The following is a 22,227-nucleotide window of genomic DNA, read 5'->3' on the forward strand; positions in this document are numbered from 1 at the left end:
CCCCGAGCATACGGAAAAGCCCCGCGCACCGGCGCCGCCGCCCCCTTGCGCCCCTGCACCCCGGCGCACCAATGCGGAGAGCGCCGGCGCACGACGCCCGTGCGCGGCGTGCCGGCCCCGGTCCGCTTTCGGTGCGCCATCGGCCGACAAGGCCCGCCACACGGGCTTTTGAGCGCGGCACGCTTATTGCTGAACACGGTGGCGACCCACCGGCCTCTGCGGCGGGTTCGCAATGCCTCCGCTAACGACGGCGGGGTTCAAGCGCACCGATGGCCGCCCGCCGCCGGTTCGTCTGCTCCAACCCATTTCGCATCCGTTCCGTCGCGGGGGCCCCAACGACGCTGTCTGTTCGACAGCGGCTGCGGGGGCGCCTTCCAGGGCCGGTTGCGTGCAGGACCCCCAATGAAGATCGCAGTCATCGGCCACGGCATGGTCGGCCACAAGTTCCTCGAGCAACTCCACACGCTCGGCATTCCCGGCGCACAGGTCACCGTGCTGTGCGAGGAGCCGCGCCCGGCCTACGACCGGGTGCACCTGTCCGAATATTTCTCCGGCAAGACGGCCGACGACCTGTCGCTGGTCGAGCCCGGCTTCTTCGAGCGCAGCGGCTTCACACTGCGCCTGGCCGCGCGGGCCGTGGCCGTCGAACGGCGCAACAACACCGTGACCACGGCCGACGGCGAGGTGATCGCCTACGACAAGCTGGTGCTGGCCACCGGCTCCAACCCCTTCGTGCCGGCCGTGCCGGGCCGCGACCGACCGAACTGTTTTGTCTACCGCACCATCGAGGACCTCGACGCCATGAAGGCCTGCGGCGCCAAATCGCGCAGCGGCGTGGTGGTGGGCGGCGGCCTGCTGGGCCTGGAATGCGCCAAGGCGCTGCGCGACATGGGCCTGGAAACGCACGTGGTCGAGTTCGCACCGCGCCTGATGGCGGTGCAGGTCGACGAAGGCGGCGGCCGTGCATTGCGCGGCAGCATCGAGGCGCTGGGCCTGCACGTGCACACCGGCCGCAACACGGTGGAGATCGTCGACGGCGCGAGCGCGCGGCACCGCATGGTGTTCGCCGACGGCACACACCTGGAGACCGACATGATCGTGTTCTCCGCCGGCATCCGCCCGCGCGACGAACTGGCGCGCCAGAGCCTGCTGGCCGTGGGTCCGCGCGGCGGCGTGGCGATCGACAGCCACTGCCGCACCAGCGACCGCAATGTCTACGCCATCGGCGAATGCGCGTCGTGGAACGAACAGACCTTCGGCCTCGTCGCGCCGGGCTACGACATGGCGCGCGTGGCCGCCCGCCACATCGCCGGCCAGGACGACGCGGCCTTCACCGGCGCCGACCTGAGCACCAAGCTCAAGCTGATGGGCGTCGATGTGGCCAGCATCGGCGACGCGCACGGCAAGACGCCGAAGTCGCGCGCCTACCAGTACATCGACGAGCGCAAGCAGGTCTACAAGAAGATCGTGGTCAGCGAAGACGGCAAGCAGCTCTTGGGCGCGGTGCTGGTCGGCGACGCCGGCGAGTACGGCACGCTGCTGCAGCTGGCGCTCAACGGCATCGCGCTGCCCGACGAACCCGAGTTTTTGATCCTGCCGTCGAGCGACGGCAAGGCGAAACCGGGCCTGGGCGTCGAGGCCCTTCCCGACACCGCACAGATCTGCTCGTGCAACAGCGTCACCAAGGGCCAGATCTGCGAGGCCGTGGGCCAGGGCGTGTGCACGCCCGCCGAGATGAAGGCCTGCACCCAGGCCGGCGCCACCTGCGGCGGCTGCGTGCCGCTGGTCACGCAGGTCATGAAGATGGAAATGGCCAAGCGCGGCATGGCCGTGAACAACCACCTCTGCGAACACTTCCCCTACTCGCGCCAGGAGCTGTACCACCTCATCCGCGTGGGCGAGATCCGCAGCTTCGCCGACCTGCTGGCCAAGCACGGCAAGGGCCTGGGCTGCGACATCTGCAAGCCGACCGCCGCGAGCATCTTCGCCTCGTGCTGGAACGAGTTCGTGCTCAAGAAAGACCTGGCCGGCCTGCAGGACAGCAACGACTACTTCCTGGGCAACATCCAGAAGGACGGCACCTACTCCGTGGTGCCGCGCATGCCCGGCGGCGAGGTCACGCCCGAGGGCCTGATCGCCGTGGGCCAGGTCGCGAAGAAGTACGGCCTGTACACCAAGATCACCGGTGGGGCGCGCGTGGACATGTTCGGCGCGCGCGTCGAGCAGCTGCCGGCCATCTGGGAAGAACTCATCGCCGCCGGCTTCGAGTCGGGCCATGCCTACGGCAAGTCGCTGCGCACGGTGAAGAGCTGCGTGGGCTCGACCTGGTGCCGCTACGGCGTGGACGACAGCGTGGGCCTGGCCGTGGAACTGGAGAACCGCTACAAGGGCCTGCGCGCGCCGCACAAGATCAAGTTCGGCGTGTCGGGCTGCACCCGCGAATGCGCCGAGGCGCAGGGCAAGGACGTCGGCATCATCGCCACCGACAAGGGCTGGAACCTCTATGTGTGCGGCAACGGCGGCATGAAGCCGCGCCACGCCGAGCTGCTGGCGAGCGACCTGAGCAAGGCCGACCTCATCCGCATGATCGACCGCTTCCTGATGTTCTACGTGCGCACGGCCGACCGCCTGCAGCGCACCAGCACCTGGCGCGAGAACCTCGAGGGCGGCCTCGACTACCTCAAGGGCGTGCTGCTGCAGGACACGCTGGGCCTGGGCGCCGAGCTCGAGGCGCAGATGCAGCACGTGGTCGACACCTACCAGTGCGAATGGAAGACCGCGGTGAACGACCCCGCCACGCGCCAGCGCTTCCGCTCCTTCGTGAACAGCGAGAAGCCCGACGAGCACATCGTCTTCGTGCAGGAGCGCGGCCAGAACCGCCCTGCGCGCCCCGAAGAACGCCGCGAGACCAGCGCCGCCTGAGCCAACGACAAGGAAGAAAACCCGCCATGACCACCGACACCCTGAACTGGACCGCCGTGTGCGCCGCCGGCGACATCCTCCCCGACACCGGCGTGTGCGCGCTGGTCGACGGCGTGCATGTCGCGATCTTCCGCGTCGGCCAGGAGCCCTCGCTCTTCGCCATCGACAACGTCGACCCGAAGGCCGGCGCCAGCGTGCTCTCGCGCGGGCTGGTCGGCAGCCTGGGCGAGCGCATCGTCGTGGCCTCGCCGCTCTACAAGAACCACTTCGACCTGCGCAGCGGCGAATGCCTGGAGGCGCCCGAGCACTCGGTGCGCGCGCATGCGGTGCGCGTCGAGGACGGCCGCGTGCTCGTCGCCCTGGCCTGACGCCGCTTCGCCCTCTTCCGATTTTTTCAGCCTCTCTCCAAGGACCCCGAATGGCCTACCTCGCCCCTGCCGAATTCGTGACCAAGATGGTCGACGCCGGTGAATCCAAGCTGCTGATGTCCACGCGCGACACGCTGATCCGCTCGTACATGGCCGGCGCCATCCTCGCGCTGGCCGCGGCCTTCGCCGTGAGCATCACCGTGAACACCGGCAACGCGCTGGTGGGCGCGATGCTGTTCCCGGTCGGTTTCATCATGCTGTACCTGCTGGGCTTCGACCTGCTCACGGGCGTGTTCACGCTGGCACCGCTGGCCGTGCTCGACAAGCGCCCCGGCGCCACCTGGGGCGGCGTGATGCGCAACTGGAGCCTGGTGTTCGTGGGCAACTTCGCGGGCGCACTCACGGTCGCGGTGTTCATGGCGATCATCTTCACCTTCGGTTTCAGCGAGGCGCCCAACGCCATCGGCGAGAAGCTCGGCCACATCGGCGAAGGCCGCACCGTCGGCTATGCGGCGCACGGCGCGGCCGGCATGCTCACGCTGTTCATTCGCGGCGTGATGTGCAACTGGATGGTCTCGACCGGCGTGGTCGCGGCCATGATGTCGACCACCGTGTCGGGCAAGGCCATCGGCATGTGGATGCCCGTGATGGTCTTCTTCTACATGGGCTTCGAGCACTCGATCGTCAACATGTTCCTGTTCCCCGCCGGCCTGATGCTGGGCGGCAAGTTCACCTTCATGGACTACCTGATCTGGAACGAACTGCCCACCGTGATCGGCAACCTCGTCGGCGGCCTGACCTTCGTGGGCCTCACGCTGTACGCCACGCACTACAAGACGGCGGCCAAGCGCGTCGCCGGCTGAGCCACCGCATCGTTCGCATGCCCGCGCCGCCGCGCAAGCAGCTGCGCGTGACGCTCGGCCAGCATTCGCTGGCGGGGCTTCACGCGCCGGTCAACCAGGACTTCCACGGCGCCATGCTGCCCGAGGGCGCGCTGCTTCTTTCCAAGGGCATCGCCGTGGCGCTGGCCGACGGCATCGGCTCCAGCCGCGTGAGCCAGGTGGCGAGCGCGGCCGCCGTGCGCGGCTTTCTCGACGACTACTACGCCACCTCCGACACCTGGTCGGTGCAGCGCGCGGCGCAGCGCGTGCTGGGCGCCACCAACGCCTGGCTGCATGCGCAGACGATGCGCAGCGACGCGCGCTTCGACAAGGACAGCGGCTACGTCTGCACCTTCAGCGCGCTGATCCTCAAGGGCCGCGACGCGCACCTGCTGCACGTGGGCGACGCGCGCATCCACCGGCTGCATGCCGGCGCGCTCGAACAGCTCACCGAGGACCACCGCGTGCGCGTGTCGTCGGTGGAGTCGTACCTCGGGCGCGCGCTGGGCGCGGGCGCCCATGTGGAGATCGACCACCGCTGCTGGGAAGCCGAGGTGGGCGAGGTCTACCTGCTGGCCACCGACGGCGCCTACACGCACCTGGACGCCGCCGCCGTGCACGAGGCGCTGGCGCTGCATGCCGACGACTTCGACGAAGCAGCACGCTGGCTCGCGGAGGCCGCGCGCACCCGGGGCAGCACCGACGACATCACGGTGCAGCTGCTGCGCATCGACGAACTGCCCGACGCCGCCGCGCCGCCCGCGCAGCTGCAGCGCGAGGGCCTGGCGATGCCACCGGCGCTGGCGCCGCGGGCCCGCTTCGAGGGCTTCAGCCTCGTGCGTGAGCTGCACATGAGCGCGCGCAGCCACGTCTACCTGGCCACCGACGACGCCACCGGCCAGCCCGCCGTGCTGAAGCTGCCGTCGGTCGACCTGCGCGACGACCCCGGCTACCTCGACCGCTTCGTGCTCGAGGAGTGGGTGGCGCGGCGCATCGACAGCCCGCACGTGCTCAAGGCCAGCGCCATCGAGCGCCCGCGCGCGCACCTGTACGTGGCCATGGAATACGTCGACGGCCACACGCTCGCGCAGTGGATGGTCGACCACCCCCGGCCCGACCTGGACAGCGTGCGCGGCATCGTCGCGCAGCTGGTGCGCGGGCTGCAGGCGCTGCACGGCAAGGAGATGCTGCACCAGGACCTGCGGCCCGAGAACGTGATGATCGACCGCGCCGGCACCGTGAAGATCATCGACCTGGCCGCGACCCACGTGGCCGGCCTGGCCGACGGCAGCGGCGAAACCCGCGCGCTGGCCATCGAAGGCACGCTGCAGTACACCGCGCCCGAGTACTTCACCGGCCACGGCGGCAGCGCGCGCTCCGACCTGTTCTCGCTGGCCGCGATCGTCTACCAGATGCTGTGCGGCCAGCTGCCCTACGGCCTGCAGGTGTCGCGCATCCGCACGCAAGCCGACGTGGGGCGGCTGCGCTACGTGCCGGTGCGTCACCTGCGGCCTGAGCTGCCCGCCTGGGTCGATGCCGTGCTGCAGAAGGCGCTGCACCCGCAGGCCGCGAAACGGCAGCAGGCGGTGTCGGAGTTCGCGCACGACCTGCGCGCGCCGGGCCCGGAGTTCTGGAGTGCGCGGATGCCGCCGCTGATCGAGCGCCGCCCCGTGCTCTTCTGGCAGTGCACCACCGTGCTGCTGGCCGCGGCGGTGGTGGTGCTGCTGGGGCTGCGCGCCTTCGGGCGCTGAGAAGAAAGAAGGAAGGCTCAGCCCGCGCGCTTGGTGCGGATGGCCTTCGAGGCGCGCGAGTTCGGCTCGCGGCCCAGCGCTTCGCTGATGTACACGCCCGCGTCGATCAACTTGTCCAGGTCGATGCCGGTGGCGATGCCCATGCCGTGCAGCATGTAGACCACGTCCTCGGTCGCGACGTTGCCCGTTGCGCCCTTGGCGTAGGGGCAGCCGCCCAGGCCGGCCGAGGACGACTGGAAGTTCCACACGCCGAGTTCGAGCGCCGCCAGCGTGTTGACCAGCGCTTGCCCGTAGGTGTCGTGGAAGTGGCCGGAGATGGCATCGACATCGAAGTGCGCCAGCGTGGCCTCCATGGCCGCCTGCACCTTGCGCGGCGTGCCCACGCCGATGGTGTCGGCCACGTCCACGCGCTGCACGCCGATGCCCTTCATCAGTTGCGCGAGGTAGCCGACCTTGGCCGGCGCGATCTCGCCTTCGTAGGGGCAGCCCACGGTGCACGACATGGCGCCGCGCACGGCGATGCCCTTGGCGCGCGCCGCCTCGACCACGGGCGCGAAGCGCTCGATGCTCTCGGCGATCGAGCAGTTGATGTTCTTCTGGCTGAAGGCCTCGCTCGCGGCGCCGAACACCACGATCTCGTCGGGCCACTCTTCGCGCGGCGCGGCAATGGCGGCCTCGAAGCCCTTCATGTTGGGCGTGAGCACCGAGTAGAGAACGCCCGGCTTGCGCGTGATGCCGTGCATCACTTCGGCGTTGTCGGCCATCTGCGGCACCCACTTGGGCGAGACGAAGCTGGTGACCTCGATCTCTTTCAGGCCGGCGTCCTGCAGGCGGTGCACGAGGCCGATCTTGACCTCGGCGGAGACGGGTTGCTTTTCGTTCTGGAGGCCGTCGCGCGGACCGACGTCGACGAGCTTGACCTGGGTGGGGAGTTTCATGGGATGTCTCTGGTGTCGCTGTCGCGGGAGGGGGATGAAAAACCGGCTTCGATTGTCTGACACATGGGCTTGCGCTGCTTGGTACACAAGTCGCGGAAGGTAGCAATGCGCGCCTGTGGGGTTGCAAATGGTGCCAACCGGTCGGCCCCGCCGGAAAACAGCCGCTAGACGGTCTCGCGCTGCGCGAAGCCGTCGGGCAGATTGCTCGCGGCTTCGGCCTCGCTCACATCGACCGCCTCCACGCGCGCACCGGCCGGCCCCTGGCGCGCCCAGTGCACCAGCGCCTCGACCGCATCGGCCTTGCCGGCCACGAGCGCTTCGACCTTGCCGTCGCGCCGGTTGCGCACCCAGCCGCGCACGCCGAGCCGCTGCGCGGCCTGCACCATCGACCAGCGATAACCCACGCCCTGCACGAGGCCGTGGACGACGAGATGGCGGGTGATGGTGGCGTGTGGGTTCATGGGCAATGGTCAGTACGACTTCGGCAGCCCCAGTGCCTTCTCGGCGATGAAGTTCAGGATCATCTGCGGGCTGACCGGCGCGATGCGCGGGATGTAGCTCTCGCGCAGCAGGCGCTCGACATGGTATTCCTTCGCGTAACCCATGCCACCCAGCGTGAGCACGGCGTTCTGGCAGGCGTCGTGCGCCGCCTCGGCCGCGAGGTACTTGGCGGCGTTGGCCTCGATGCCGCAGGGCTCGCCCGCGTCGTAGAGCGTGGCGGCCTTGAGCATCATCAGGTCGGCCGCCTCCAGGTTGGCCCAGGCGCGCGCGAGCGGATGCGCCACACCCTGGTTCTGGCCGATGGGGCGGCCGAAGACGACGCGCTCCTGCGCGTACTGCGAAGCGATGCGCAGCGCGGCGCGGCCGATGCCGATGGCTTCCGCCGCGATCAGGATGCGCTCGGGGTTCAGGCCGTGCAGGATGTATTCGAAGCCCCGGCCCTCCTCGCCGATGCGGTCTTCCTCGGGCACTTCGAGGCCGTCGATGAAGAGCATGTTGGAGTCGACCGCCGCGCGGCCCAGCTTGTGGATCTCGCGCACCTCGACCTTGTTGCGGTCCAGCGCCGTGTAGAACAGCGTGAGGCCCTGCGTGGGCTTCTTCACCTGATCGAGCGGCGTGGTGCGCGTGAGGATCAGCATGCGATCGGCCACCTGCGCGGTCGAGATCCAGATCTTGCGGCCGTGCAGCAGGTAGCTGCCGTTCGGCTGGCGCACCGCCTGCGTCTTGAGGCTGGTGGTGTCGAGCCCCGCGTCGGGCTCGGTCACGGCGAAGCAGGCTTTCTCGGTGCCCGCGATCAGCGGCGGCAAAAAGCGCTGGCGCTGCGCCTCGGTGCCGAACACCACCACCGGGTTGAGGCCGAAGATGTTCATGTGCACCGACGACGCGCCCGACATGCCCGCGCCCGACGCGCTGATGGCACGCATCATCAGCGCCGCCTCGGTGATGCCCAGCCCCGCGCCGCCCTGCGCCTCGGGCATGGCGATGCCGAGCCAGCCGCTGTCGGCGACGGCGCGGTGGAATTCGTACGGGAACACGGCGCGGTCGTCGTGGTCGCGCCAGTAGTCGACGGGGAAGTCTTCGCACAGGCGCTCGATGGCCGCGACGAGCGAGCGCTGGTCTTCGTTCAGGGAGAAATTCATTCGCTGTTGTCTTTCAGGGGTTCCGGCTGCAGCGTGACGCCGCGCGCGAGCAGGCGGTCGATGGCGTCGTCCGCATAGCCCGCTTCGCGCAGCAGCTCCACGCTCTGCTCGCCGATGCGCGGCGCGGGCCGGCGGATGGCCGCGGGCGTGGCGCTGTAGCGGCCGACGGGCGCGAGCGTGCGGATGCGGCCTTCGCTCGGGTGGTCGAACTCGGGGAAGAAATCGACGGCGCGCAGGTGCGGGTCGTCGAGCAGGCTCTCGGTGGTGTGCAGGCGCGCGACCGGGATGTCGGCGGCTTCGAGCAGCGCCATCCATTCGTCGCTGCCGCGCGTGGCCATCACCTCGGCCACGAACGCATAGACCGCGCCGATGTTCGCGGCGCGCGCCGTGTGCGTGCCGAACATCGGCGAGCTGCGCAGCTCGGGCCGGCCGATCACGTCGAAGAAGGCCTGCCAGTGCTTGTCGTTGTAGATGAGCACGCCGAGGTAACCATCGGCCGTGGCGTAGGGCTTGCGGTGCTCCGCGAGCAGGCGCGCGTAGCCGGTGGGCCCGAGCGGCGGCTCGAAGCTGTGGCCGCCGAGGTGGTCGCCCATGACGAACTGCGAGAGCGCCTCGAACATCGGCACTTCCACGGCCTGGCCTTTGCCGGTGCGCTGCGCGCTGAGCACAGCCGCGAGCAGCGCGATGGCGGCCTGCAGGCCCACGGCGCGGTCGGCCAGCGTGACGGGCGCGTAGCGCGGTGCCCCGCCGCTTTGCTGCGCGAAGAGCGAGGCGACGCCGGCCGCGCCCTGGATGAGGTCGTCGTACGCGGGCTTGCCGGCATAGGGGCCTTCTTCGCCGTAGCCGAAGGCGCCGAGGTAGACGATCTTCGGATTGACCGCGGCCACGGCCTCGTAGCCGAGCCCCAGCCGCGCCATCGCCTGCGGGCGCGTGTTGTAGATGAGCGCATCGCAGCCCGCCGCGAGCCGCAGGCAGGCCTCGCGGCCTTCGGGTTGCTTGAGGTCGAGCACGATGGAGCGCTTGTTGCGGTTCAGGTGCATCGCCATCGCGCCCATGCCCGCATGACGCATCGGGCCGACGGCACGCAGGTTGTCGCCCGACGGCGGCTCGACCTTGATGACGTCGGCGCCGAGGTCGCCGAGGGTCTGCGTGGCGTAGGGGCCCATCACCACGGCCGTGAGGTCGAGGATGCGGATGCCTTCGAGAGGGCCGAGAGGTCCGGTCGTGCTCATTCGGGTTGGATGCCCGCGGCCTGGATGAGCTTCTTCCACTTCGCCAGCTCGGAGACGGTGAAGGCCCCGAGTTCTTCCGGCGTGCTGCCGAACGCATCGAAGCCCAGCTTCGTCACGCGCTCGCGGAAGGCAGCGCCGTTCGCCATCTCCGACAGCGCCTTGTTGAGCTTGAGCACGACATCGCGCGGCGTGCCGGCCGGCGCGAACACGCCGTTCCACGAAGTGATGTCGAAGCCCTTGAGCTCGGGCGTGTCGGCCAGCGGCGGCAGTTCGGGAAAGAGCTTGGTGCGCTCCTGCGTGGTGACCGCAATGGCGCGCATCTTGCCGGCCTTGACCGTGGCGAGCCCCGCGGCGAGATCGACCACCATCATCGACACCTGTCCGCCGATGAGGTCGGCGATGGCCGGCGGCGTGCTCTTGTAGGGCACGTGCAGCATCGGGATGCCGCTCATGCGCGACAGCGTGGCGCCGCTCACGATGCCGGTGCTGTTGCCGCTGGCGTAGGTCAGCTTGCCGGGATGCGCGCGGCCCCAGGCCAGCAGCTCGGCCACGCTCTTCACGGGCAGGTCGTTGTTCACCACCAGCATGAACGGCAGGTTGCCCATGCGGCTGACGGGCGCGAAGTCTTTCACCGGGTCGTAGGGCAGCGACTTCATCAGGCTCGGGTTGGCCGAGTGCGTGGTGTTGGTCGTCATGAAGAGCGTGTAACCATCGGGCGGCGCCTTGGCCACCAGCTCGGCCGCGATCACGCCGCTGGCGCCGGCCCGGTTGTCGACGATCACCGAGGCCTTGAGCGTCTCGCCCAGCATCTGCGCGGTGATGCGCGCCACCGCGTCGGTGCCGCTGCCGGCGGCGAAGGGCACGACGAGCTTGATCGGCTGCTTCGGGTAGCCACCGTCCTGCGCAAAGGCCCAGGGCGCGGCGCCCGCCAGGCCCGCGGCAGCGCCGATGGAAATGAAACGGCGGCGGCTTTCCACCGCGACTGTTTCTGTCGCGTTCTTCGTCTGCATGGTTGTGTCTCCGGGGTTGTCGTTCAGGGCCGGATCACGCGCTCCGGCGATTCCTCGTACGGCGGGCTGTAGATCACCAGCACGCGCACCGGCTCGTCGCTCACCACCGTGAAGGTGTGCATCGCGTCGGCCGGAAAAAAGCAGCTGTCGCCAGGGTGCAGCTCCTGCCGCTGGCCGCCCACCTCGGCGACCGCGCGGCCTTCGAGCATGTAGCAGACCTGTTCGATGCCCGGGTGCGCATGCGGCAGCGCGCCCTTACCCTTCTGGATATGGCCCACCAGCACCTCGAGCTGCTTGGCACCCACCGTCTCGGGGCCAATGAGCCGCTTGTTCAGCGTGCCGGTGTGGTTGGCGGGGTGGTAGCCGGTGATCTCGTCCTCGCGGACAAAGTAGCGTGCAGCGGTTGCGGTCATCGGGGGCTTTCTGTCTTGGGTTCGATCGCGAGGCACGCCGAGCGCAGCATCGCGGCGATGTCGTCGATGCGCGCTTCCATGCGGTAGCGCGGGCCGGCCACCGAGATCGCGTAGGCCTCGCCGCCGATGCGCAGCGGCCATGCCAGGCCGATCAGGTCGGGAATGCTTTCGCCGAGGTTGCCGTACCAGCCGCGCGCGGCGCCGCGCTGCAGCTCGGCTTCGATGGCATCGGCGGTGGTGAGCGTGGCGTCGGTGAGCGGCGCGAGCGTCATGCCCTCGAGCCGCTTGCGACGCGCCTCGGGCGCGAGCGTGGACAGCAGCGCGCGGCCCAGCGAGTTGGCGTACGCGGGGCGCGTTTCGCCCGACTCGGCCGTGTAGCGGATGCGCTGCGGTGCGCTCAACACGTCGAGGTAGACGACGTGCTCGGCATCGCGGAACTTGCCGAACACCACCGTTTCGCAGGCGGCGTCGCGCAGTTCTTCGAGCGTGGCCTTCACCCGGTCGAGCACGGGGTCGTGCGCGGCGATGACCTGCGCCATGGCCAGCAACCGCCCCGTCGGGTAGTAGCCCTGGCGGCGGCCGGTCTCGTACATGTAGCCCTGCTCTTCGAGCGTGCGGATCAGGCCCAGGCAGCTGGACACCGGCATGTCGAGCAGCCGCGCCATCTCGGACAGGGCCAGCGGCTGCTTCTCCCGGGCAAAGAGCTCGACGATCTCGATCACGCGAAACGCTGTTTTCACAACCATGAAGAAATTTTCTCGTATGTGAAAAACAAAAGCGTCGGGGTTTTCCCCCGCCGGCCGCGTGTCAGCCGGACCGTCGTCGTCGGCGCAGGGCCGTCAGTAGCCGCGGACGGGATCGACGATGCCGGCGATCGGCAGGCCCTGCTCCATCGCGCGGATCTTCCCGGCGATCTGGGCGATGGACTCCTCGCGCAGCGTGCGCGCCGAGCCGTGCGGCGTGACGGTGATCTTCGGATGCCGCCAGAAGGCATGGTCGGCCGGCAGCGGCTCGACCTGGAACACGTCGAGCGTGGCGCCCGCGAGCTGGCCGGCGTCGAGCATCGGGATCAGGTCGTCTTCGACCAGGTGGCCGCCGCGCGCGATGCTGATGAGGTAGCCCTCGGGCTTGAGCTTGCCCAACGTCGTGCGGTTCAGGATGCCGCGCGTGGACTCGGTCAGCGGCAGCAGGTTGACCAGCACGCGCGTGGAGGCCAGGAACTCGTCGAACTGCGCCTCGCCGCTGAACACCTGCACGCCGTCGATGGCCTTGGCAGAGCGGCTCCAGCCGAGCACCGGAAATTCGAACTGCGCCACGGCCTTGGCCACGCGCTCGCCGAGCACGCCCAGGCCCATGATGCCGACCGGAAAGTCGCGCCGCAGCTTCGGCTTGCGGTAGCTCCACTTGCCCTCGCGCGCATCCGCTTCGTACACGTCGAACTCGCGGAAGTGGCGGATGAGCGTGTGGCACACGTACTCGGCCATCTGCACCGACATGCCCGCGTCGTCCAGGCGCACGATGCGCGTGTGCGCCGGCACCTTGAGCTTGAGCAGCGCATCGACGCCCGCGCCGATGTTGAACAGGCCGCGCAGGTCGGGCTGCTCGTCGAGGAACTGCTGGGGCGGCGCCCACACCACGCCGTGGTCGGCCTGCGGCGCGCCGGGCGTCCAGGCTTCGATGGTGGCTTCGGGGAGTTCGGCCTTCAGGCCATCGATCCAGGGATCGGGACGGTTGTCGGTGAGGTAGACGGAGATTCGCATGGGCGCCATCTTAGAAGGCACCGGCTTGTTGCGTCGCGCGCCATCTCCTATGCTCGACCGCATTCAGCCACCCAGGAGACACCCCAAATGATCAAAGTCAGCGTGATGTACCCCCACACCCCCGGCGCGCGGTTCGACCACGACTACTACCGCGACCAGCACATGCCGATGCTCAAGGCCCGCATGGGCGACGCCTGCCTCTCGTACACCATCGACAAGGGCCTGGGCGGCGGCGCACCGGGCTCGCCGCCCACGTATGTCGGCATGTGCCACGTGTTCGCCGAATCGGTCGAGTCCTTCCAGAAGGCCTTCGGCCCGCACGTGAAGGAGATCATGGGCGACGTGAAGAACTACACCGACATCGCGCCGGTGATGCAGATCAGCGAAGTGGTGGTGGGCTGACGGGCTCCGGTCCCAGGTCCATCGGAACGCGGGCCATCAACCCCACGCCCGGCAAGTAACCCCGGTCCGCTTCGTCGAGCCGCGTCGGGTCGACACTCCACGCATCGGCAAGCGCCGTGACGTCCTCTTCGCCGGGCACGACGCTACGGCCAGTCGGACGGACCTGGCGGTCGGCGTCGCGCCGCGACATGCCTGAGGCGACCAGCGCTGCCTCCCGTGCGAATTCATCCTCGAGCAGGTCCGAGAGCCGATCGCGCGCATCGACCGGCGACAGTCCGCTGAGCACGGCAAAGCCCAGTGCGGCTTCCTCGGCGCTCTGGGCGCCCACGTTCGCATACACCTCGCCGCTGCTGCCTGCATAGCAGAACTGCCGCCCGGGCTCGCCGCGGCGTGCGCGCGCCCAGGTGACGAAGTCGGCGACACGGTGGCTGCCAAAGAATTGCGCTTCGCCGCAGTGGTCCTTCAGGCGCGTGAAGATCACGTCGAAGGCCTGCCCGATGCCTTCGAGGCGGTCCTCCGGGTACACGGCGGGATACGGCAGGCCGTCCCCCACGAGAAGCACCCAGCCCTCGACGGGCGGTGATGCGAACACCCAGGGGGCCTGTCCGCCAGACGTCCGGCGGTAGGCCGCCGCGATGCCGGTGTGCCAGTTGGCCGGCCCTTCGGACGCCCACCCGAGGGCATCGAGCACTTGTGCGGGGTCCGAGGCTCGCACGGCAAACCAGCAGACCTTGTAGCCGAAGGGCTCCGGCAGGTCCGGTGTCGCGTCGAACTGCGGCGGAGGTGCCTCGACGGGTGGCGCGGGCGGGTTCCGTGGTGGGCGCTTCAAGGGCTTCGGCGGCGTCGGGGGCGCCGAGGCCCATGGGGCGGCGATCAACCGCGCCATGGGCTGGGCGGGTTTGACGTCGAAGGTGTAGCGCAGTGCAGGGGGCGCTGCGGGCGGTGGCGCCGGTTCAGGCGCAGCCGGCACAGAGGCAGGCACCGCCCCATCGTCCTGCGCCTTCCCCAGGCCCAGTCCCGCAAGAAACTTCCGAAATCGACCCACCATGCGGCCCCTCCTTCTTGTCGTGCGGCCACCCTGCGTCGGGTGCGGCCGGCGCGCAGTGTCTCACGCCGACTTGGCGCGGCGGCGACGCCACAGCACCCGCACCAGCCACCCCACGGGCAGCACCACCAGCAGCAGCCACGGCAATGCAGCGGCCACGAAGGTGATGAGCGCGCCCACGCTTTCGGCCAGCACGTCGCCGGCGTTGCGCAGCGCGTGCGCCATCGGGCTGTAGCCGTCGCTGCCGCTGACCAGCGCGCGCTTGGGCGTGAACTGGATCTGGATGTGCTGCTTGCTGGTCTGCTGCGCCAGCACCTTGCGCTGGGTGGCGATGGCGTCGAGCTCGGCCTGGGTGTCCGACAGCGTGCGCTGGATCGCCAGCAGGTCGGCCATGGTGCGCTTGGTGACGGTGTCGCGCAGCATGACGCGCAGGCTGTCGCGGAACTCGGTGCGGTTCTTGATGCGGGCCTCGACGTCGATCACCTCGGAGGTCTTGTCCTCGCTGGTGGTGGTGTGCGAGACCACGTTCGCCACGCCGGCCAGGCCGCCGAGCAGCTTGTCGACGTCGGCGGGCTCCACGCGCATCTCGAGCAAGGCGTTGCCCGGCTGCTGCGGCGTCTCGCGCAGCAGCGAAGACGACAGCAGCTCGCACTTCAGCGTGCCGCACAGGTCGCGCACCTTGCCCCAGGCATCGGCCAGCTGTTCAGCCGGCACTTCGACATTCAGGTCCTGCCGCACGGCCAGAAAGCGCTGCAGCGCGGTCTCGCTACTGCCGCCCCGCGCCTCGTCGGACTGCGACGCGGCGATCTCGGCCTGCGGTGCGCTCGCCCGCTGTGCTTTCATGGCACCGCCATAGCCCATCGGCGGCGCCGGCATGGACGCGGAGGCCGGCGCGGCCGACTCGGCACTGCGCTGGCGGTCGCAGCCGGCCAGCGACAGGGCGGCCGCCAGGGCCAGCAGGACAGCGCCTGCGCGGTGGCGCACGGCGGCGCGAGGTGTCGACAGGGAAAGGGTGCGGCGGCTCATCAGGACTCCTTGAAAAGAATGACTACCACCGCTGATACGGGCGACGACCCGCAACGGGGTTAAGCCGCCGCAGCCATTCGCAACAATTCGTCGCCTTCCGCCACCTGCTCGCCCGGCGAGAACATCAGTTCTTCCACGGTACCGTCGGCCGGTGCGGCGATGGTGTGCTCCATCTTCATGGCTTCCATCACGGCCAGCGGCTGGCCGCGGCTGACCTTGTCGCCGGCCTTGACCGCGAAGGACACGACCTTCCCGGGCATCGGCGCCGTGAGGCGGCCGCCTTCGGCGTGGGTGTCGCCCGCATGGGCGAGGCGGTCGATGGCGGTGAGGCGCGTGGCGCCCTTCGCCGCGAACACGTGGGCGGTGGCGCCGTCCAGGTGCACGTCGAGGGTCTGGCGCGTGCCGGCGAACTCGAGCTCGAACTCGCCCGTGGGAAAGCGGCCGATGGTGAGCGGGCCTTCGACACCGCCCACGGCGAGGTTCAGGCCGCCGTCGCGGCGGTAGGTCAAGAGCGCGCTGTGCTCGGCGCCGCGGAACTCGAAGTCGAAGCGGCGCTTGTACTCGCCATGCGCGCGCCAACCGTCGCGGCGCTCGAAGGGGTCGGGCAGCTGCGTCGGCCACTCGGTGACCAGCGTGCGCGTGATGGCGGCGGCCGCGGCCAGCGGCAGGCCCAGCGGCTCGCGGTCGAACAGCACGGCGCGCTCGCGCTCGATGAGCGCGGTGTCGAGGTTGGCCTTCGAGAACGACTCGGTCGCCAGGATGCCGCGCAAAAACTGCACGTTGGTCGACACGCCCACGATCTGCACCTGCGCCAGCGCCGCGTCGAGCCGGGCCAGCGCCTCGGCGCGCGTGCTGCCGTGCACGATGAGCTTGGCGATCATCGAATCGTAGAAGGGCGAGATCTCGCCGCCCTCGCGCACGCCGTCGTCGATGCGCACGCGGCTGCGCTGGAAGGCCGTGGCCTGCGGCTTGCGGTACACGCGCAGGGTGCCGGTGGCGGGCAGGAAGTTGTTGTCGGGGTTCTCGGCGCAGATGCGCGCCTCGATGGCGTGGCCGTGGATCTGCAATTCCGATTGCTTGGCGGGCAGCGGCTCGCCCGAGGCCACGCGCAGTTGCCACTCGACCAGGTCGAGGCCCGTGATGGCTTCCGTCACCGGATGTTCGACTTGCAGGCGCGTGTTCATCTCCATGAAGAAGAAGTTCATCTCGCCGCCTTCGCGCTGCTCGACGATGAACTCCACCGTGCCCGCACCCACGTAGTTCACGGCGCGCGCCGCGGCCACGGCCGCTTCGCCCATCTGCTTGCGCATCGCCTCGGTCATGCCGGGCGCGGGCGCTTCCTCGAGCACCTTCTGGTGGCGGCGCTGCACCGAACAGTCGCGCTCGAACAGATAGACGTAGTTGCCCTGCGTGTCGCCGAACACCTGGATCTCGATGTGGCGCGGGCGCTGCACGTACTTCTCGATCAGCACCGCGTCGTCGCCGAAGCTGTTGATGGCTTCGCGCTTGCACGAGGCCAGCGCGGCCTCGAAGTCGGCGGCCTTGTCGACCGCGCGCATGCCCTTGCCACCGCCGCCGGCGCTGGCCTTGATGAGCACCGGGTAGCCGATGCGGTCGGCTTCGCGCTGCAGCAGCGCCGGGTCCTGGTCGCTGCCGTGGTAGCCGGGCACCAGCGGCACGCCGGCCTTTTCCATCAGCTGCTTCGACTCGGCCTTCAGGCCCATGGCCTTGATCGCCGAGGGCGGCGGGCCGATGAAGGCCAGGCCGGCGTCGGCGCAGGCCTGCGCGAACTCTTCGTTCTCGCTGAGGAAGCCGTAGCCCGGGTGCACCGCTTCGGCGCCCGTGGCCTTGGCGGCTTCGAGGATCTTTTCCCAGCGCAGGTAGCTGTCCTTCGGGGCGCTGCCGCCGAGGTACACCGACTCGTCGCAGGCGCGCACATGGTTGGCGTGCGCGTCGGCATCGGAGTACACCGCCACGGTGCGAACGGCCATGCGACGTGCGGTTGCTGCGACACGGCAGGCGATCTCGCCACGGTTGGCGATCAGGATCTTCTTAAACATTCGGAGTGTCTCCCGGAGGATTCTTTTTCAGTTGAAAGGCGGACGTGACACCCGGATCGGGCCGGCCACTGAAGATGCGTGCCACGCGGCTGAACAGCGCGCGCAGAAAACGCCAGCTCTTGCGGATGAGCCACACGCTGAGCACGAGCACGAAGACGAACAGCACGAGAAAGACCAGCGGATGCGCCACCGCGAGCCACAGCCCGGCCGGCACCATCGAGTCTTCGACCAGCGACGCACCGACGTTCGAGAACGGCTCGGGCGAGGTGTTGATGGCCGCGCGCGTGGTGGCCTTGGCCGCATGCGCCGTGGCCGCGAAGCCGCCACCCAGCAGCGCCGCGACGACGGCCATGGCGCCATGGTCGGCACCGAACACGCTGGCCGCGAGCGCCGCGCCGGCGGGGATGCGGATGGCGGTGTGCACCACGTCCCAGAGCGAGTCGAGGCCGGGGATCTTGTCGGCGAAGAACTCGACGAACACCATGAAGCCGCTGACCGCGAGCACGATCGGATGCGCGAGCATCTGCAGCCCCGAAGGCAGCGGCACCCAGCCGAAGTAACCGACCAGGCCGGTCAGCAGCACGACGAGGTACAGACGCACGCCGCTGGCCCAGCCGATGGCGGCGGCCAGTGCGAGCAGTTGCGGCATGTCGAGTGCGTTCATGGCGGTCCTTGGTGGGCTGTCAGCCGGCGAGCCAGGACGGCTTGCGCTTCTGCAGGAAAGCCTGCACGCCCTCGCGGCCTTCGTCGCTCGCGCGGATGTCGGCGATGCCTTCGACCGTCTTGGCGATGAGCGCGCTGTCGATCTCGCGGCCGGACACGTCGGCGATCAGCTGCTTGCAGGCGCGCACGGCGGCGGGGCTGGCGCCGGTGAGGGCCTTCAGCAGTTCGTCGACCTTGGCGTCGAGCGCGTCGGCAGCCACCACTTCATGCACGAAGCCGATGCGGTGCGCCTCGGCGGCGGTGAAGCGCTCGGCCGTGAGGAAGTAGCGCTGCGAGGCGCGCGGGCCCATCGCACGCAGCACGTACGGGCTGATGGTCGCGGGCACGAGGCCGATCTTCACTTCGCTGAGGCAGTACCACGCGGTGTCGACGCTCACGGCCATGTCGCAGGCCGCGACCAGCCCCATGCCGCCCGCGTACACGTCGCCCTGCACGCGCGCGATGGTGGGCTTGGGGCACTCGGCGATGGTGCGCAGCATGTCGGCCAGCTTGCCCGCGTCGGCGATGTTCTCGCCCCGCGTGTAGTCGGCCATGCGGCGCATCCAGTTGAGGTTCGCGCCCGCGCAGAAGGCCGGGCCGTTCGCGCCGAGCACGACGGCCTTGACCTGCGGCGCGGCGCCGGCTTCGAGGAAGGCCTGCGTCAGCTCGGCGATCACGACGTCGTCGAAGGCGTTGCGCGCGTCGGGCTGGTCGAGCCAGATGCGCGCGACCGCGCCGTCGATGGCGAGGTTCAGCTTGGTGAAGGTGCTGCTCATGCGGTGCCCCTGGTCACATGCGGAAGATGCCGAACTTGGGTTCGGGGATCGGCGCGTTGCGCGATGCGGCCAGGCCCAGTGCGAGCACGCGGCGCGTGTCGGCCGGGTCGATGATGCCGTCGTCCCACAGGCGCGCGGTGGCGTAGTAGGGGTGGCCCTGGTCTTCGTACTGCTGGCGGATCGGGGCCTTGAAGGCTTCTTCTTCGTCGGCGCTCCAGCTGCCGCCCTTCAGTTCGATGCCGTCGCGCTTCACGGTGGCCAGCACGCTCGCGGCCTGCTCGCCGCCCATCACGCTGATGCGCGCGTTGGGCCACATCCAGAGGAAGCGCGGGCTGTACGCGCGGCCGCACATGCCGTAGTTGCCGGCGCCGAAGCTGCCGCCGATGATGATCGTGAACTTGGGCACGTTGGCCGTGGCCACGGCCGTCACCATCTTGGCGCCGTGGCGCGCGATGCCTTCGTTCTCGTACTTGCGGCCCACCATGAAGCCGGTGATGTTCTGCAGGAACACCAGCGGGATCTTGCGCTGGCAGCACAGCTCGATGAAGTGCGCGCCCTTCTGCGCCGACTCGCTGAACAGGATGCCGTTGTTGGCGATGATGCCGACCGGCATGCCCTCGATCTCGGCGAAGCCGCAGACCAGCGTGGCGCCGAAGCGGGCCTTGAACTCGTGAAACTCGCTGCCGTCGACGATGCGCGCAATGATCTCGCGCACGTCGAAGGGCTTGCGCGTGTCGGTGGGGATCACGCCGTACAGCTCCTCGCGCGGGAAGTCGGGTGCGCGCACTGCGGCGCCTTCCGGCGTGTCGGCGGCCTTCGCGTTGAGGTTGGCCACCGCCGAGCGCGCCAGCGCCAGCGCGTGCAGGTCGTTCTGCGCCAGGTGGTCGACCACGCCCGACAGGCGCGTGTGCACGTCGCCGCCGCCCAGGTCTTCGGCCGACACGACCTCGCCGGTGGCCGCCTTCACGAGCGGCGGGCCGCCCAGGAAGATGGTGCCCTGGTTCTTCACGATGATCGATTCGTCGCTCATCGCCGGCACGTACGCGCCGCCGGCCGTGCACGAGCCCATGACCACCGCGATCTGCGGAATGCCCTGGGCGCTCATGTTGGCCTGGTTGTAGAAGATGCGGCCGAAGTGCTCGCGGTCGGGGAACACCTCGTCCTGGTTCGGCAGGTTGGCGCCGCCCGAGTCCACGAGGTAGATGCAGGGCAGGTGGTTCTGCTCGGCGATCTCCTGCGCGCGCAGGTGCTTCTTCACCGTCATCGGGTAGTAGGTGCCGCCCTTCACCGTGGCGTCGTTGCACACGATCATGCAGTCGACACCGTTCACGCGGCCGATGCCCGCGATGATGCCGGCGCCCGGTGCCGACTCGGCCCCCTTGGCATCGAGGTACATCGCATGCGCGGCCAGCGGCGCGATCTCGAGGAAGGGCGTGCCCGGGTCGAGCAGCTCGGCCACGCGGTCGCGCGGCAGCAGCTTGCCGCGTGCCGTGTGCTTGGCGCGCGCGGCCTCGCCGCCGCCCTGCTCCACCTTCGCGAACTGCTGCTGCAGGTCGTCGACCAGCGCGCGCATCGCGGCCGCATTGGCCTGGAAGTCGGCCGACCGTGCGTTGAGTTTGGTTTCGAGTTTGCTCATGCTGTCTTTTCTTGGCTGAGACCGAGCTGCTCGGTCATGGCGTCGCGGATCTTGAATTTCTGGATCTTGCCGGTCACCGTCATCGGGAACTCGGAGACGAACTGGATGTACCTGGGCACCTTGTAGTGCGCGATCTGCCCCTTGCAGAAATCGCGGATCTCGGCGTCGGTGGCGCTCTGGCCGGGCTTGACGATAATCCAGGCGCACAGCTCTTCGCCGTACTTCTTGTCGGGCAGGCCGACCACCTGTACGTCCTGCACCTTCGGGTGGCGGTACAGGAATTCTTCGATCTCGCGCGGGTAGATGTTCTCGCCGCCGCGGATCACGAGGTCCTTGATGCGCCCGACGATGTTCACGTAGCCCTCGGCGTCCATGGTGGCGAGGTCGCCGGTGTGCATCCAGCGCTCGGCGTCGATGGCCTCGCGCGTCTTGGGCTCGTCTTCCCAGTAGCCGTGCATCACCGAGTAGCCGCGCGTGCACAGCTCGCCCGATTGGCCCGGCGGCATGATCGCGCCGGTCTCAGGGTCGATGATCTTCACCTCGAGGTGCGGCTGCACGGTGCCCACGGTCGACACGCGGCGGTCCAGCGGCGTGTCGGTGCTGCTCTGGCAGCTCACGGGGCTGGTCTCGGTCATGCCGTAGGCGATGGTGATCTCGCCCAGGTGCATCTCGCTCACCACGCGCTTCATCACTTCGATGGGGCACGGCGAGCCGGCCATGATGCCGGTGCGCAGCGTCGACAGATCGAACTCCTTGAAGCGCGGATGGTCCAGCTCGGCGATGAACATCGTGGGCACGCCGTGCAGGCCCGTGCACTTCTCGGCCTGCACGGTCTCGAGCACCGTGAGCGGATCGAAACCGTCGTTCGGGTACACGATGGCCGAGCCGTGCGTGAGGCAGGCCAGGTTGCCCAGCACCATGCCGAAGCAGTGGTACAGCGGCACCGGAATGCACAGGCGGTCGGCCGGCGTGAGCTTCATGCACTCGCCGATGAAGAAGCCGTTGTTCAGGATGTTGCGGTGCGTGAGCGTCGCGCCCTTGGGAAAGCCCGTGGTGCCGCTGGTGAACTGGATGTTGATCGGGTCGGTGGCCTTCAGCGTCTTCTGCGTGGCGGCCACGCGCGCGTCGGCCGCATCGCCGCCGGCCAGCAGTTCGCTGAAGCGGCGCATGCCGGGCTGCTCGTCGCCCTGGCCGGGCTTGTCGATCCAGAAGGTGTGCTGCAGCAGCGGCAGCTTGGCCGGGCCCAGCTCGCGCAGCATGCCCAGGTAGTCGCTGGTCTTGAACTGCGCCATCGTCACCAGCGCCTTGCAGCCGACCTTGTTGAGCGCGTACTCGAGCTCGGAGGTGCGGTAGGCGGGGTTGATGTTCACGAGGATCAGGCCGACCTTGGCGGTGGCGATCTGCATCAGCACCCAGGGCACGTTGTTGTGCGACCAGATGCCCACGCGGTCGCCGGGCATGAGTCCCAGGCTCAGCAGTGCGCTGGCCAGCTTGTTCGACGCGGTCTGCAGCTCGCGGTAGGTGAAGCGCTGGCCTTCGTGGCGGCTGACGAGGGCTTCGCGGTCGGGCTGCTTCTCGACCATGTCGTCGAAGAAGTCGCCGATGGCTTGCTCGATGAGGGGGACGTCCGTGGCGCCTTGGGCCAGGCTCTGCGTCAGTGGCATC

Annotated in this window: 20 protein-coding genes; 5 read left to right on the plus strand and 15 right to left on the minus strand. The window is 69.2% G+C overall.

The window, feature by feature from the left end:
• Nucleotides 1-402 precede the first annotated feature (402 nt).
• Genes nirB through AC1RGU_RS26880 form a run of 4 tightly spaced genes read left to right on the plus strand, consistent with a single transcriptional unit; the run spans nt 403 to nt 5,922 of the window.
• Nucleotides 403-2,922 (plus strand): nitrite reductase large subunit NirB, encoded by a 2,520-nt coding sequence (nirB, locus tag AC1RGU_RS26865; protein ID WP_492698810.1) that lies wholly within the window; start codon nt 403-405, stop codon nt 2,920-2,922.
• Between the two features lie 26 nt (nt 2,923-2,948).
• Entirely contained in the window at nt 2,949-3,290 is a 342-nt protein-coding gene (gene nirD / locus AC1RGU_RS26870; RefSeq protein WP_062477342.1) for a nitrite reductase small subunit NirD, read from the plus strand.
• A 50-nt stretch (nt 3,291-3,340) separates the two neighbouring features.
• Entirely contained in the window at nt 3,341-4,153 is an 813-nt protein-coding gene (locus AC1RGU_RS26875; RefSeq protein ID WP_062477339.1) for a formate/nitrite transporter family protein, read from the plus strand.
• 17 nt (nt 4,154-4,170) lie between these two features.
• Complete coding sequence (locus AC1RGU_RS26880) at nt 4,171-5,922, plus strand: bifunctional protein-serine/threonine kinase/phosphatase (RefSeq protein ID WP_492698812.1); 1,752 nt, start codon at nt 4,171-4,173, stop codon at nt 5,920-5,922.
• A gap of 17 nt (nt 5,923-5,939) precedes the next feature.
• Here the strand turns inward: AC1RGU_RS26880 and AC1RGU_RS26885 are convergent, their stop codons facing one another.
• The 8 genes from AC1RGU_RS26885 to AC1RGU_RS26920 form a co-directional block, all read right to left on the minus strand.
• Nucleotides 5,940-6,860, minus strand: a complete 921-nt coding sequence (locus tag AC1RGU_RS26885) for a hydroxymethylglutaryl-CoA lyase (protein ID WP_159279439.1) — start codon at nt 6,858-6,860, stop codon at nt 5,940-5,942.
• 164 nt (nt 6,861-7,024) lie between these two features.
• Nucleotides 7,025-7,321, minus strand: coding sequence for an acylphosphatase (locus tag AC1RGU_RS26890; RefSeq protein ID WP_159279440.1), 297 nt, complete (start codon nt 7,319-7,321; stop codon nt 7,025-7,027).
• Between the two features lie 9 nt (nt 7,322-7,330).
• Nucleotides 7,331-8,500, minus strand: coding sequence for an acyl-CoA dehydrogenase family protein (locus AC1RGU_RS26895; protein ID WP_492698814.1), 1,170 nt, complete (start codon nt 8,498-8,500; stop codon nt 7,331-7,333).
• A complete protein-coding gene (locus tag AC1RGU_RS26900; RefSeq protein WP_492698815.1) occupies nt 8,497-9,732 on the minus strand; it encodes a CaiB/BaiF CoA transferase family protein in 1,236 nt (411 codons plus the stop codon). Before AC1RGU_RS26900 ends, AC1RGU_RS26895 begins: the two co-directional genes overlap by 4 nt.
• The gene (locus tag AC1RGU_RS26905; RefSeq protein ID WP_492698817.1) at nt 9,729-10,742 is read right to left on the minus strand and encodes a Bug family tripartite tricarboxylate transporter substrate binding protein; all 1,014 of its coding nucleotides are present in this window, start codon (nt 10,740-10,742) and stop codon (nt 9,729-9,731) included. Before AC1RGU_RS26905 ends, AC1RGU_RS26900 begins: the two co-directional genes overlap by 4 nt.
• Nucleotides 10,743-10,765: 23 nt before the next feature.
• Nucleotides 10,766-11,155, minus strand: coding sequence for a cupin domain-containing protein (locus tag AC1RGU_RS26910; RefSeq protein WP_095746917.1), 390 nt, complete (start codon nt 11,153-11,155; stop codon nt 10,766-10,768).
• Entirely contained in the window at nt 11,152-11,901 is a 750-nt protein-coding gene (locus AC1RGU_RS26915; RefSeq protein ID WP_492698819.1) for an IclR family transcriptional regulator, read from the minus strand. The genes AC1RGU_RS26910 and AC1RGU_RS26915 overlap by 4 nt, the downstream gene beginning before the upstream one ends.
• Nucleotides 11,902-11,994: 93 nt before the next feature.
• Entirely contained in the window at nt 11,995-12,915 is a 921-nt protein-coding gene (locus tag AC1RGU_RS26920) for a 2-hydroxyacid dehydrogenase (RefSeq protein WP_492698820.1), read from the minus strand.
• 87 nt (nt 12,916-13,002) lie between these two features.
• Here AC1RGU_RS26920 and AC1RGU_RS26925 point away from each other — a divergent pair, with 87 nt between their 5' ends.
• Nucleotides 13,003-13,317: an EthD family reductase gene (locus AC1RGU_RS26925; protein ID WP_062477314.1), complete on the plus strand. Its 315-nt coding sequence runs from the start codon at nt 13,003-13,005 to the stop codon at nt 13,315-13,317.
• On the opposite strand, the gene AC1RGU_RS26930 is transcribed toward AC1RGU_RS26925, so the two are convergent.
• The 7 genes from AC1RGU_RS26930 to AC1RGU_RS26960 are packed head-to-tail and all read right to left on the minus strand — an operon-like array spanning nt 13,295 to nt 22,226.
• On the minus strand, nt 13,295-14,365 hold the full coding sequence (locus tag AC1RGU_RS26930) for a hypothetical protein (protein WP_492698822.1): 1,071 nt from the start codon (nt 14,363-14,365) through the stop codon (nt 13,295-13,297). The genes AC1RGU_RS26925 and AC1RGU_RS26930 overlap by 23 nt on opposite strands.
• A gap of 60 nt (nt 14,366-14,425) precedes the next feature.
• Nucleotides 14,426-15,388, minus strand: coding sequence for a DUF4349 domain-containing protein (locus tag AC1RGU_RS26935; protein ID WP_492698824.1), 963 nt, complete (start codon nt 15,386-15,388; stop codon nt 14,426-14,428).
• A gap of 59 nt (nt 15,389-15,447) precedes the next feature.
• Nucleotides 15,448-17,448, minus strand: coding sequence for an acetyl/propionyl/methylcrotonyl-CoA carboxylase subunit alpha (locus AC1RGU_RS26940; RefSeq protein ID WP_492698826.1), 2,001 nt, complete (start codon nt 17,446-17,448; stop codon nt 15,448-15,450).
• Nucleotides 17,441-18,112 (minus strand): DUF4126 domain-containing protein, encoded by a 672-nt coding sequence (locus AC1RGU_RS26945; RefSeq protein ID WP_062478695.1) that lies wholly within the window; start codon nt 18,110-18,112, stop codon nt 17,441-17,443. The genes AC1RGU_RS26940 and AC1RGU_RS26945 overlap by 8 nt, the downstream gene beginning before the upstream one ends.
• 19 nt (nt 18,113-18,131) lie before the next feature.
• Entirely contained in the window at nt 18,132-18,926 is a 795-nt protein-coding gene (locus AC1RGU_RS26950) for an enoyl-CoA hydratase/isomerase family protein (protein ID WP_492698828.1), read from the minus strand.
• A 13-nt stretch (nt 18,927-18,939) separates the two neighbouring features.
• The gene (locus AC1RGU_RS26955; protein ID WP_492698830.1) at nt 18,940-20,562 is read right to left on the minus strand and encodes a carboxyl transferase domain-containing protein; all 1,623 of its coding nucleotides are present in this window, start codon (nt 20,560-20,562) and stop codon (nt 18,940-18,942) included.
• Nucleotides 20,559-22,226, minus strand: a complete 1,668-nt coding sequence (locus tag AC1RGU_RS26960) for an AMP-binding protein (protein ID WP_492698832.1) — start codon at nt 22,224-22,226, stop codon at nt 20,559-20,561. The genes AC1RGU_RS26955 and AC1RGU_RS26960 overlap by 4 nt, the downstream gene beginning before the upstream one ends.
• Nucleotide 22,227 lies beyond the last annotated feature (1 nt).

This window comes from Variovorax sp. GW823-FHT02B07 (genome assembly GCF_058797695.1).